We start from the raw sequence: 12,645 nt of genomic DNA, 5'->3' as shown, positions 1-12,645 counted from the left end.
CGAACTATGCAGGCTACCGGAGCATTCATGAAAACGCTGTTCTTGCAGGCCCCTTCGTATGACGGCTTCGACGGCGGAGCCGGCTCGCGCTATCAGGCGAAGCGCGAAATCCGTTCCTTCTGGTATCCGACCTGGCTCGCGCAGCCGGCCGCGCTCGTGCCGGGCAGCCGCGTCGTCGACGCGCCGGCCGACGGCCTGTCGGTCGAGGAGACGCTGAAGATCGCCAACGACTACGATCTCGTGATCATTCACACGAGCACGCCGTCGTTCCCGACCGACGCGATGTTCGCGCAGGATCTGAAGAAGATGAAGCCGACGATGCTGGTCGGCATGGTGGGCGCGAAGGTGATGGTCGATCCGCACAACTCGCTCACGGCGAGCGACGCAATCGACTTCGTGTGTCGCGAGGAATTCGACTACACCTGCAAGGAAATCGCCGAAGGCAAGCCGTTCCCCGAGATCAAGGGCTTGAGCTGGCGCGCGAAGGACGGCTCGATCGAGCACAACGAAGCGCGTCCGATCCTCGAGAACATGGACGAACTGCCGTTCGTCGCGCCCGTTTACAAGCGCGACCTGAAGATCGACAACTACTTCATCGGCTACCTGAACTATCCGTACGTATCGATCTACACGGGCCGCGGCTGCAAGTCGCGCTGCACGTTCTGCCTGTGGCCGCAGACGGTCAGCGGCCATCGCTACCGCACGCGTTCGGTCGAGAACGTGCTCGCGGAAGCGAAGTGGATCCGCGACAACATGCCGGAAGTGAAGGAGCTGATGTTCGACGACGACACCTTCACCGACGACCTGCCGCGCGCCGAAGCCATCGCCATCGGTCTGGGCAAGCTCGGCATGACGTGGTCGTGCAACGCGAAGGCGAACGTGCCGTACAAGTCGCTGAAGGTGATGAAGGAAAACGGCCTGCGCCTGCTGCTGGTCGGCTTCGAATCGGGCGACGATCAGATCCTCGTGAACATCAAGAAGGGCGTGCGCACCGATTTCGCGCGCCGCTTCAGCGCGGACTGCAAGAAGCTCGGCATCAAGATCCACGGCACCTTCATCCTCGGCCTGCCGGGCGAGACGCAGGAGACCATCAAGAAGACGATCGAGTACGCGAAGGAAATCAATCCGCACACGATCCAGGTCTCGCTCGCCGCCCCGTATCCGGGCACGACGCTCTACAAGCAGGCGGTCGAAAACGGCTGGATGGAAGAGAACAAGACCATCAACCTGGTGAGCAAGGAAGGCGTGCAGCTCGCGGCGATCGGTTATGCGCACCTGTCGCGCGACGAGATCTATCACCATCTCGAGCAGTTCTATCGCCAGTTCTACTTCCGTCCGTCGAAGATCTGGGAGATCGTGCGCGAGATGCTGACGAGCTGGGACATGATGAAGCGCCGTCTGCGCGAAGGCGTCGAGTTCTTTCGTTTCCTGCGCGCGCACGAGGCCTGATCCGTGGCGACGCAGCGGGCGGCGCGGGCGCTGATCTTCACCGCGGACGACTTCGGGCTGCACCCGCGCGTCAACGCGGCGGTCGAGCGTGCGCATCGCGACGGCGTGCTGAACGCCGCCAGCCTGATGGTCGGTGCGCCCGCCGCGCAGGATGCGATCGAACGCGCGCGGCGGCTGCCGTCGCTCGCGGTCGGCCTGCATCTGGTGCTCGCGGACGGGCCGGCCACGCTGCCCGCGCATGAGATTCCCGCGCTCGTCGGCCCAGACGGGCGCTTCGGCGACGCGATGGCGAAGGACGGCTGTCGCTTCTTCTTCCTGCCGCGCGTTCGTGCGCAACTGCGCCGCGAGATCCGTGCGCAGTTCGACGCGTTCGCGGCGAGCGGCCTGCCGCTCGACCACGTGAACGCGCACAAGCATTTCCACCTGCATCCGACCGTGCTGTCGATGATCGTCGAGATCGGCCGCGACTACGGGCTGCGCGCGGTGCGGCTGCCGTACGAAACGAGCGCGCCCGCGCTGCTCAAGCCGTGGATCGCGCTGGTGCGCGCGCGGCTCGACCGGGCCGGGCTCGCGCACAACGACTACGTGGTCGGCATCGAGCATACGGGCGCGATGGACGAGGCCGTGCTGCTCGACGCGCTCGCGAAGCTGCCGCCGGGTGTCGGCGAGATCTACTGTCATCCGGCCGAAGCCGGCGACGGTCCGATCACGCCGACGATGGCCGGCTACCGTCCGGTCGACGAACTGGATGCGCTGCTGTCGCCGCGCGTCGCGGCCGCGCTGAAGGCGGCGGGCGTCGCGACCGGCGGCTTTGCCGACGTGTTCGGCGGGCCTGCGGCACGGCGCGGCACGCGCACGTCGCGCGAAGCGGGAGTGCGGCCGTCATGAGCAAGTGGATCAAGTGGCTCGGCTGGCCGCTCGGCATCGGCATCCTGCTCGCGCTGGGGCTGCACGAAGGCATCGGCGACGTATCGAAGATGCTCGAGCGTGCCGGCTTCGCGCTGCTGTGGCTCGTGCCGTTCCACGCGCTGCCGCTGCTGCTCGATGCGTACGCGTGGCACCTGCTGCTCGACCGGCGCAGTTCGCTGTCGTTCCTGTGGTGGATCGCGACCGTGCGCGAGGCCGTGAACCGGCTGCTGCCCGTGGTCGGCATCGGCGGCGAGATCGTCGGCATCCGGCTCGCGCGGTGGCAGGTGCCCGACGCGAGCCGTGTGACCGCGTCGGTGATCGTCGAGGTGCTCGTGACGATCGTCGTGCAGTATGCGTTCGCGGCGCTCGGCCTCGTGCTGCTGCTTGCGACGACCGACAACATGGGCGGCGGCACGATCGGCCTCGCGCTGTTGCTGACGCTGCCGTTGCCGGTGCTCGGCGTGGTGCTGATGCGGCGCGGCGGCATCTTCCATGCGATCGAGCGTTTCGCGGGCCGCCTGCTCGGCGATTCGCACCGGCTGCTGCAGGGCGTCGACGGCCGCCGGCTCGATGCCGACATCGATTCGCTGATGTCGCGCACGGGCCTGCTGTTCAGCGCCTTCTTCTGGCAACTGGCCGGCTACGTGCTCGGTGCGCTCGAGATCTACTGGGCGCTCGCGCTGCTCGGCCATCCGGTATCGATCGGCGGCGCGATCGCGATCGAGGCGATGACGCAGGCGGTGCGGCATGCGGCGTTCATGGTGCCGGGCGGGCTCGGCGTGCAGGAGGCGACCGTCGTGCTGCTCGCGCAGATGTTCGGCGTCGACCGCGAGACGGCGCTGTCGCTCGCGGTGGTCAAGCGCGGCCGCGAGGTGCTGTTCGGCTGCCTCGCGCTCGGCTCGTGGCAGCTTGCCGAGCTGATGCGCACGCGCCGCCGTCCGGGCGTGCCGCTGGCCGGACCGCGCACGGCGGCGTCGCCGAATCGGGCGTCCGAAACCCGGACCGAAACCGAAACGACGCATTGAACACGAGACGGGCCGCGCGGCCCGTCTCGCGCTTTTGGCGCCGCGCGGGTATCCTTGCCGCGTGTTTTCTCCACGCGCCATTCTTCCGATGATTTTCCGTTTCCGGCTGCTTTCCGTGACGATGCTGGCCGCCGCGCTGGCGCTAACCGGTTGCGACGACCAAGGCCATCTCGACGTGCAACGTATCAGGGACTTCTTCAACGCGATCAAGCCCGCGCCGCTGCTGCTGAAGGGGCTGAAGGTCGGCGAATCGACCGAGGCCGACGTGCGCGGCACGATGGGCAAGCCCGAGACCGAGCGCACGTTCACCGATGGCTCGAAGCGTCTCGAATATCCGCGCGGCCCGATGGGCAACCAGACCTGGTTCGTCGATCTCGATGCGAACGGGCGCTACACGGGCGCGACGCAGGTGCTGACCGCCGAGAATTTCGCGAAAGTGCGCCCGGGGATGGACGAGGACGAGGTGCGGCGCCTGCTCGGCAAGCCCGGCGACATCGCGCAATATCCGCTGAAGCCCGAGACGGTCTGGAGCTGGCGCTGGCTCGAGGACGGCGTCAACACCGACGCGTTCTTCAACGTCCATTTCGGCCCGGACGGGCTCGTCTATACGACTTCGCGCTCCGACATCCTGAAAGGGCGGTGACGGTCACGCGCGGTGCTTCTTCAGCCAGTCGCGCAGCGCATCGTTCATGCGCGTCTGCCAGCCGGGGCCGTCTGCCCGAAACGCGGCGAGGATGTCGGCGTCGTAGCGGATGCTGACCTGTTCCTTCGGGTGCTCGAGCTTCGGGCGCCCGAACTTCTTCGCGACGACTTCGACGAATGGCTCCATCGCATCGATTTCTTCGTCGCTGAGTTCATGGGCGTCCGGATCGGCGGCGATGCCGCGCGCGATCGCCGCTTCTTCCTCGGGCGTGTTGCGTATGAATTTAACCGCCTTCTTCATATCGATTCATCTCTCGGTTGTTGGCTTTTCGCAGGCTGACGACCCGCAGCGTGCGGCCGCGCGGAGCGACGATCGCCGTGTGAAGGCGCGCGCCGATCGGCACCTGACAGATCCAGCGCGTCTCGCCGTAATCGCGACGGACGTCCGGCCACGCGCACGCTGCTTCCCACTCGGCGAATTCGGCCATTCGCAGCGATATGCCATGTTTCAGTCGGTTCGACAGATCCTTGGCATCATCGAAGACGAACGGAATTTCGATTAATTGTGGATGCGAAAACATGAGGTGACAAGAAGTTTTTGTAGATGCAAAAATAGGGCGGCGCCGCGGGTAACGTCGAATCGGCGCGCATCGCGTCGCGGGCATGAGCGAGCGATTGTGTGGCGTGGGTCCGGAGATGCCCATTCGGCCCGATGGCCAGTCCGGCGCTATATCGAAAAAGCGACCGGAAAATTGCAAAAAACCCGCTTCCCGGCGTGTCATCAGACTGTCAGGAAGCGGGTTTTTCCCTTTTGAAACAGCGGCGTAAGTCGTGCGCACAAATGGTGGGGCGAATTGCTGCGGCGCAGCAATCGCGCGCACGGTGATTTGAGGCAATTAATTTTGCTTGCGACTATCCGCGTCAGCCCGGCGTGGGACAGGCATACGCGTCGGCATTCATTCAACTCTGGAGACGCGCGTGTTCCTTTACGGCTTTGGTCCTGTCCTCTGGGCCGGCACCGTGCAGACCATCGAGCTGTCGGTGCTGTCGCTCGCCGCTGCGGTGGCGCTGGGGCTGATCGGCGCGGTGGCGAAGCTGTCGCACAACCGGGTGCTGCGAGCGATTGCGACCGGTTATACGACGCTGATCCGCTCGGTGCCCGATCTTGTGCTGATGCTGCTGCTGTTCTACAGCATCCAGATCTGGCTGAACCAGTTCACCGACCTCGTCGGCTGGAGCCAGATCGACATCGATCCGTTCGTGGCCGGCGTGCTGACGCTCGGCTTCATCTACGGCGCGTACTTCACCGAGACGTTTCGCGGCGCGTTCCTGTCGGTGCCGCGCGGCCAGCTCGAAGCCGGCGCGGCTTACGGGATGAGCGGCGCGCGCGTGTTCGCGCGGATCATGTTTCCGCAGATGATGCGCTTTGCGCTGCCGGGCATCGGCAACAACTGGCAGGTGCTCGTGAAGGCGACCGCGCTGGTGTCGATCATCGGTCTCGCGGACGTCGTGAAGGCCGCGCAGGACGCCGGCAAGAGCACGTTCAACATGTTCTTCTTCATCCTCGTCGCGGCGCTGATCTATCTCGCGATCACGACCGTCTCCAACCTCGTGCTGATCCAGCTCGAGAAGCGTTATTCCATGGGCGTGCGGCACGCAGAACTATGATCGAGATCCTCCAGGAATTCGGCAAGGCGTTCCTTTTCTGGGACGGCCAGCGCCTGTCCGGCCTCGCGGTGACGCTGTGGCTGCTCGTCGCATCGATTTCGCTCGGCTTCGTGTGCGCGGTGCCGCTCGCGGTCGCGCGCGTGTCGCGGAACAAATGGGTGTCGATGCCCGTGCGGTTCTACACGTACGTGTTCCGCGGCACGCCGCTCTACGTGCAGTTGCTGCTGATGTACACGGGCATGTACAGCCTCGAGTTCGTGCGCTCGCACTCGCTGCTCGACGCGTTTTTCCGCAGCGGCTTCAACTGCGCGATCCTCGCGTTCGCGCTGAACACCTGCGCATACACCACCGAGATCTTCGCCGGGGCGATCCGTGCGATCCCGCACGGCGAGGTCGAGGCGGCGCGCGCATACGGGATGACGCCGTTCACGATGTACCGCCGCGTGATCCTGCCGTCGGCGCTGCGCCGCGCGCTGCCGCTGTACAGCAACGAGGTGATCCTGATGCTGCACGCGACCACCGTCGCGTTCACGGCGACCGTGCCGGACATCCTGAAGGTCGCGCGCGACGCCAATTCCGCGACCTACATGGCGTTCCAGTCGTTCGGGATCGCCGCGCTGATCTATCTTGCGGTATCGTTCGCACTCGTCGCGGCGTTTCGCCGCGCGGAGCGCCACTGGCTTGCGTATCTCGCGGCCGCCCGTCATTGAATTCACTCGAGGAGAGCCAGTTGGCCGAGATCACTCAAACGAGCGCTGCCACCAAGCTTGCGGCGCTCGACATCCACAAGCGCTATGGCGACAACGAGGTGCTCAAGGGCGTGTCGCTGAACGCGAAGGCCGGCGACGTCATCAGCATCATCGGCGCGAGCGGCTCGGGCAAGAGCACGTTCCTGCGCTGCATCAATTTCCTCGAGCGGCCGAATGCGGGGCAGATCGTCGTCGACGGCGAGGCCGTGCGCACGAAGACCGACCGCGCCGGCGCGCTCGAAGTGGCCGATCACAAGCAGTTGCAGCGCATCCGCACGAAGCTCGCGATGGTGTTCCAGCACTTCAACCTGTGGGCGCACATGAACGTGCTCGAGAACGTGATGGAAGCACCGTTGCACGTGCTTGGCATCCCGAAGAAGGAAGCCGAGGAGCGCGCGCGCGAATATCTCGAGAAGGTCGGGCTCGCGCCGCGCGTCGAGAAGCAGTATCCGTCGCATCTGTCCGGTGGCCAGCAGCAGCGTGTGGCGATCGCGCGTGCGCTTGCGATGCATCCGGACGTGATGCTGTTCGACGAGCCGACCTCTGCGCTCGACCCGGAACTGGTGGGCGAAGTGCTGAAGGTGATGCAGAAGCTGGCCGAGGAAGGCCGCACGATGATCGTCGTCACGCACGAGATGGGTTTCGCGCGCAACGTGTCGAACCACGTGATGTTCCTGCATCAGGGGCGGACCGAGGAAGAGGGCGATCCGAAGAAAGTGCTGGTGCGCCCGCAGAGCGAGCGGCTCAAGCAGTTCCTGTCGGGCAGCCTCAAGTAACGCGAAGGGCGGGTTTCAACCGTGGTACCGGTGTCTCGTCCCGCAGGCGCCACCCGCACGACGCAGGTGGCGATCGTTGCATTGCCGCCCGTGTCGATGTCGGGTGTGGGTCCGATCGTCGATGCGTTGAATCTCGCGAACGAGATCGACGGGCGGCTCTTGTACCGCTGGCAGGTGTGTTCGTGGGACGGGCGACCGGTGCCGCTTGCGGGCGGTGCGCAGTGGCATGCCGATGCGGCGTTCAACGATGCGATCGCGTGCGACTGGCTGATCGTCGTGTCGGAGCGGTTTCAGCAGTTTGCCGATTACCGGTTGTTTCTCGCGAGTCTCGCTCGGGTCGGGCAGCGCACGCCGGTTGTGACCGGTATTCACCACGGCGTGTGGTGGCTCGCGATGGCAGGGCAGCTTTCCGGGTATCGCGTGAGCGTGAACTGGGAGACGTATCAGCAGTTCGCCGAGCAGTTCGAGCGGTCGATCGTCACGCAGCAGATCTTCGAGATCGATCGCGATCGGGCGACCTGTGCCGGTGGGCAGGCGACCGTCGATTTCATGTTGGCCATGATTGGCCGGGAACATGGGGTCGATCTCGCGGAGCGGATTGCCGATGCGCTGGGGGCCGGCACGCTGCGCAGCGGCGAGGAGCGGCAGAGGATTCCTTTTGTCACCGCGCCGGGCGAGCGGCATCCTCGGTTGAATGACGCGTTGCTTTTGATGGAGGCCAATGTCGAGGATCCTCTTACTACCGATGAGATCGCCGGGCTCGTCGGCGTTTCTCGGAGGCAACTGGAGCGGCTCTTTCGGCAGTATCTCGGGGCGATGCCCTCCAAGTATTACCTCAATCTTCGGTTGCTCAAGGCGCGGACGCAGTTGCAGCGGACCAGCAAGTCTGTCGTGCAAGTCTCTCTCGCCTGTGGGTTCTCTTCTGCTGCGCACTTCTCTAACGCTTACCGCGAAAGGTTCGGGGTCACGCCTCGGGAGGATCGGCGAGCGTGGCTCGAGAAGCAGACCGGCGGTGGCAGCGAACCTCGTGGGGGGGCGCTCGTCGAGCGCGGGAAAGATTGAGGTTGGGTTTGATTTGTTTGGTGGTGTGCTCGCGGTTTTCGTGAAGTGCCTGCGATCGTGTCGGTCTATTTGCGTCGCCCCTCCGCGGGGCAGCGGTCACTTTTCTTTGTCTTGCCAAAGAAAAGTAACCAAAAGAAAGGCGCTCGGAGAACGCATGACTTCCCGGTGCCAGAGCCACCAGAGTGGACCGCACAAAAGTGTCCGCGCCAGTCAGGAATCCGGAGTGGTTCGAGCAATGGTTCTGACACCACTCACTACCCCACGGAGCGGTATACCATCCGCTAGCTCCGTCCTCGCTTCGCTCGGCCGCAAGGTACTTCAGGACGTGCGGTTGCGTTCGTGCTTCTCCACGAACTGTCGACTGCCAGGCACCTTTTTCTGCTCTCGGCATTTGGGTGGCCGGATCGTTTGACGATCGGTGTTCTCGCGATAGCGACGTGTTTGCGGCCCCCATTTTTCTTGCGGGAGCGCCGAATTTCCTGCTTATCGAAAGTACAGCGGATCCTTTGTGAGGGGGCGATGGCGGCATGGGTGGGGATGGACCTGTCGGCCGAGCGAAGCGAGGACGGAGCTAGCGGGCGGTATACCGCTCCGTGGGGTAGTGAGAGGTGTCAGAACCATTGCTCGAACCACTCCGGGTTCGTGACTGGCGCGGACACTTAGATGGTGTCCACTCTGGTGGCCCTGGCACCGGGAAGTCATGCGTTATCTGAGCGCCTTTCTTTTGGTTACTTTTCTTTGGCAAGACAAAGAAAAGTGACCGCTGCCCCGCGGAGGGGCGACGCAAATAGACCGACACGATCGCAGGTGCTTCGCGGCACCGGAAGCAAACCACAGACAGCCAGAAAAAGCCCCAAAATACCGACACGCGTAGCCGCCCCCCACCCGAGAGGGCAAAAAACCAAAACCTTCCGATAGAACCCGTCGCAATTCCGCAAGACGCTTGCGTCACCCTTACCTAAACTTGATCCTGTTGAACCCTCTTACGAAACCGAAAGGAACGACCATGACGACCTCGACCGTGACCCGCCAGACATTCGACGAAGTGATGGTGCCGGTATTCTCTCCCGCCCCGTTCGTGCCGGATCGCGCAGAGGGCTCCCGCGTGTGGGACACGGCCGGCCGCGAGTACATCGATTTCGCATGCGGCATCGCCGTGACGTCGCTGGGCCACGGCCACCCGGAACTGCTGAAGGTGCTGGACGAACAAGGCCGCAAGCTCTGGCACATCGGCAACGGCTACACGAACGAACCGGTACTGCGCCTCGCGAAGCGCCTCGAATCGCTGACCTTCGCCGACCGCGCATTCTTCGCGAACTCGGGCGCGGAAGCGAACGAAGCCGCACTGAAGCTCGCGCGCCGCGTCGCATTCGACCGCCACGGTGCCGACAAAGTCGAAATCATCTCGTTCGTGCAGTCGTTCCACGGCCGCACGTTCTTCACGGTCAGCGTCGGCGGCCAGCCGAAATACTCGGAAGGCTTCGGCCCCGTGCCGGCCGGCATCAAGCACCTGCCGTACAACGACATCGAAGCCGCGAAGGCCGCAATCGGCCCGCAAACCTGCGCCGTGATCGTCGAGCCGGTACAGGGTGAGGGCGGCGTGATCCCCGCCGATCCGGCGTTCCTGAAGGCACTGCGCGAAGCGTGCGACGCCAACGACGCACTGCTGATTTTCGATGAAGTGCAAACGGGCGTGGGCCGCACGGGCCAGTTCTACGCATACATGGACACGGGCGTCACGCCGGACATCCTGACGACCGCGAAAGCGCTCGGCAACGGCTTCCCGATCGGCGCGATGCTGACGACGAACGAACTGGCCGCGCACTTCAAGGTCGGCGTGCACGGCACGACGTACGGCGGCAACCCGCTCGCGTCGGCAATCGCCGACAAGGTCGTCGAACTGATCGGCGACCCGGCGCTGCTCGAAGGCGTGCGCGAACGCAGCGTGCGGCTGAAGGGCGCGCTCGAACGCATCAACGCACGCTTCGGCATCTTCAAGGACATCCGCGGCAAGGGCCTCCTGGTCGGCGCGGAACTCACCGCCGCATTCGACGGCCGCGCGAAGGACTTCGTCACCGCCGCCGCCGAGAACGGCCTGATCATGTTGATCGCCGGTCCGAACGTGCTGCGCTTCGTTCCGTCGCTCGTGATCCCGTTCGACCTGCTCGACGAAGGCGTGAAGCGCTTCGAGAAGGCAGTCGAACAGGTACTCGCGGCCCAGGAAGCCACCGCGCGCTGATCGGCGCGCCCCTCGCAGACAGGAACGACGATGCTATTTGTTCGCCCCGGCAAACTCACGGATCTCGATGCGCTCGCGCACATGGCGCGCACCGCGCAGCCGGTCCTGCACTCGCTGCCGCAAGACCGCGCGGCGCTCGAAGCGCGCGTGGCGCTCTCCGAGGATTCGTTTCGCGCGGACGTCGACTTCGCCGGCGAGGAGTTCTATCTCTTCGTGCTCGAGGACTCGTCGACGGGCAAGCTGCTCGGCACGGCGAGCATCGTGGCCGCGGCCGGCTACTCGGAACCGTTCTACGCGTTCCGCAACGACGCGCTGATCCACGCGTCGCGCGAGCTGCACGTGAACCGCAAGATCCACGCGCTCACGATGTCGCACGAGCTGACCGGCAAGAGCCGGCTGGCCGGCTTCTACGTCGATCCGTCGCTGCGCGGCGACGCGGCCGCGCACCTGATCTCGCGTGCGCGGATGATGTATATCGCCGCGAACCGCCGCCGCTTCACGCCGGAAGTGTTCACGCTGCTGCTCGGCGTGAGCGACAACACGGGCGCATCGCCGTTCTGGGAAGCAGTGGGCCGCAAGTTCTTCGGCCGCGACTTCACCGACGTCGACGTCGCATCGGGCGGCCGCAGCCGCACGTTCATCGCGGAAGTGATGCCGGCCTATCCGCTCTACGTGCCGCTGCTGCCGGAAGCCGCGCAGCGCGTGCTCGGCGAGCCGAACGAAACGGCGCTGCTCGCGTACGACATCCATCTCGAGGAAGGCTTTGAACCCGACCGCTTCGTCGACATCTTCGACGCAGGCCCGGTGCTGACCGCGCAGGTCGACCGTACCGCGTGCGTGAAGCAGGCGTCGGAGCGTGTCGTGCGCGAGGCCGCGCATCAGCAGGGCGACGTCGCGTACATGGTGTCGACGGGCAGCGGCGAATCGTTCCGCTGCGTGCTGGCCGACCTGCCGGGCGACACGGCCGATGCGCGGGGCGCGCAGGCGCCGCTGGCCGGCGACGTGCGCGCGGCGCTCGATGTGAAGGAAGGCGATGTCGTGCGCTGCGTGCCGCTGCATCGCCGCAGCGATGAAGATTTGACGGGAGACGCAGCATGATCGTCGTTCGGGTCGTACAAACGGGCGACGTCGACGCGCTCGTGTCGCTCGCGAAGGAAACCGGGCCGGGCCTGACCACGTTCAAGCCCGATCGTGACGCGCTCGCCGCGCGCGTCGAACGCTCGCGCCGCACGCTCGAAGGCCGGGCCGCGCCGGGCGAAGCCGGCTACTTCTTCGTGATGGAAGAATCGACGACGGGCGACATCGCGGGCGTGTGCGGAATCGAGACGCAGGTCGGCCTCGAGCAGCCGTTCTACAACTATCGCGTGAGCACGGTCGTGCACGCGAGCCAGGAACTCGGCGTGTGGACGCGGATGTCGGCGCTGAACATCTCGCACGACCTGACGGGCTACGCGGAAGTGTGCTCGCTGTTCCTGAGCCCGCGCTATCGTACGGGCGGCGTCGGCGGCCTGCTGTCGCGCTCGCGCTTCATGTTCATCGCGCAGTTCCGCGACCGCTTCCCCGAACGCATCTGCGCGGAACTGCGCGGCCACTTCGACGAGGACGGCACGTCACCGTTCTGGCGCGCAGTCGGTTCGCACTTCTACCAGATCGATTTCAATGCGGCGGACTACCTGAGCTCGCACGGCCGCAAGTCGTTCCTCGCGGAACTGATGCCGCGCTATCCGGTGTACGTCGACCTCCTGCCGCAGGACGCGCAGGACGCGGTCGGCCTCACGCACCGCGACACGCTACCGGCCCGCAAGATGCTCGAGGCGGAAGGGCTGCGCTATCAGAACCACGTCGACATCTTCGACGCGGGCCCGGTGCTCGAATGCCACATCAACGACCTGCGCACGGTGCGCGAGAGCGTCGTCGTGCCGGTGGCGATCGGCGAGCCCGATGCACAGGAAAGCGCGCCGAAGTCGCTGGTGTCGAACACGTCGCTGCACGACTTCCGCGTCGGCGTCGCGCCGGGCGTGGTCGCGAACGGCTCGTTCGTGCTGTCGGCCGACGATGCCGCCGCGCTCGACGTGAAGGCCGGCGATCCGGTCCGCGTGCTGCCGCTCAAAGTCAAACAGGGATAA

The 12,645-nt window shown here is 65.2% G+C and carries 13 protein-coding genes; 11 read left to right on the top strand and 2 right to left on the bottom strand.

Annotation, left to right across the window (positions count from 1 at the left end; all coding sequences use genetic code 11):
- The first annotated feature begins 6 nt into the window (after positions 1-6).
- From hpnJ to HWX03_RS10890, 4 genes are all read left to right on the top strand, one after another.
- A complete protein-coding gene (gene hpnJ, locus HWX03_RS10905) occupies positions 7-1,449 on the top strand; it encodes a hopanoid biosynthesis associated radical SAM protein HpnJ (RefSeq protein WP_347879527.1) in 1,443 nt (480 codons plus the stop codon).
- Between the two features lie 3 nt (positions 1,450-1,452).
- A complete protein-coding gene (gene hpnK / locus HWX03_RS10900) occupies positions 1,453-2,337 on the top strand; it encodes a hopanoid biosynthesis-associated protein HpnK (protein ID WP_175871257.1) in 885 nt (294 codons plus the stop codon).
- A complete protein-coding gene (locus HWX03_RS10895) occupies positions 2,334-3,383 on the top strand; it encodes a lysylphosphatidylglycerol synthase domain-containing protein (protein ID WP_175871256.1) in 1,050 nt (349 codons plus the stop codon). Before hpnK ends, HWX03_RS10895 begins: the two co-directional genes overlap by 4 nt.
- A gap of 88 nt (positions 3,384-3,471) precedes the next feature.
- A complete protein-coding gene (locus HWX03_RS10890) occupies positions 3,472-4,026 on the top strand; it encodes a hypothetical protein (RefSeq protein WP_006488732.1) in 555 nt (184 codons plus the stop codon).
- A 3-nt stretch (positions 4,027-4,029) separates the two neighbouring features.
- On the opposite strand, the gene HWX03_RS10885 is transcribed toward HWX03_RS10890, so the two are convergent.
- A complete protein-coding gene (locus HWX03_RS10885) occupies positions 4,030-4,326 on the bottom strand; it encodes a BrnA antitoxin family protein (RefSeq protein WP_174434370.1) in 297 nt (98 codons plus the stop codon).
- Positions 4,310-4,921 (bottom strand): BrnT family toxin, encoded by a 612-nt coding sequence (locus tag HWX03_RS36895; RefSeq protein ID WP_244132626.1) that lies wholly within the window; start codon positions 4,919-4,921, stop codon positions 4,310-4,312. The genes HWX03_RS10885 and HWX03_RS36895 overlap by 17 nt, the downstream gene beginning before the upstream one ends.
- An 82-nt stretch (positions 4,922-5,003) precedes the next feature.
- Here HWX03_RS36895 and hisQ point away from each other — a divergent pair, with 82 nt between their 5' ends.
- From hisQ to astA, 7 genes are all read left to right on the top strand, one after another.
- Positions 5,004-5,693 (top strand): histidine ABC transporter permease HisQ, encoded by a 690-nt coding sequence (hisQ, locus tag HWX03_RS10875; protein ID WP_174385176.1) that lies wholly within the window; start codon positions 5,004-5,006, stop codon positions 5,691-5,693.
- Complete coding sequence (locus HWX03_RS10870; RefSeq protein WP_034206823.1) at positions 5,690-6,403, top strand: ABC transporter permease; 714 nt, start codon at positions 5,690-5,692, stop codon at positions 6,401-6,403. The genes hisQ and HWX03_RS10870 overlap by 4 nt, the downstream gene beginning before the upstream one ends.
- 20 nt (positions 6,404-6,423) lie before the next feature.
- Positions 6,424-7,218: an ABC transporter ATP-binding protein gene (locus tag HWX03_RS10865; RefSeq protein ID WP_175871255.1), complete on the top strand. Its 795-nt coding sequence runs from the start codon at positions 6,424-6,426 to the stop codon at positions 7,216-7,218.
- Between the two features lie 21 nt (positions 7,219-7,239).
- Complete coding sequence (locus HWX03_RS10860) at positions 7,240-8,280, top strand: GlxA family transcriptional regulator (RefSeq protein WP_175871254.1); 1,041 nt, start codon at positions 7,240-7,242, stop codon at positions 8,278-8,280.
- Positions 8,281-9,286: 1,006 nt separating this feature from the next.
- On the top strand, positions 9,287-10,519 hold the full coding sequence (locus HWX03_RS10855) for an aspartate aminotransferase family protein (protein ID WP_175871253.1): 1,233 nt from the start codon (positions 9,287-9,289) through the stop codon (positions 10,517-10,519).
- Between the two features lie 30 nt (positions 10,520-10,549).
- Positions 10,550-11,617: an arginine/ornithine succinyltransferase subunit alpha gene (aruF, locus tag HWX03_RS10850; protein ID WP_175871252.1), complete on the top strand. Its 1,068-nt coding sequence runs from the start codon at positions 10,550-10,552 to the stop codon at positions 11,615-11,617.
- Entirely contained in the window at positions 11,614-12,645 is a 1,032-nt protein-coding gene (gene astA / locus HWX03_RS10845) for an arginine N-succinyltransferase (RefSeq protein WP_175871251.1), read from the top strand. The genes aruF and astA overlap by 4 nt, the downstream gene beginning before the upstream one ends.

The organism is Burkholderia sp. BCC0397, assembly GCF_902832865.1.
In the GTDB taxonomy this organism is placed as follows: domain Bacteria; phylum Pseudomonadota; class Gammaproteobacteria; order Burkholderiales; family Burkholderiaceae; genus Burkholderia.
Note: the sequence above shows the minus strand (reverse complement) of the source record. Positions and strands in the feature narration are given on the sequence as shown.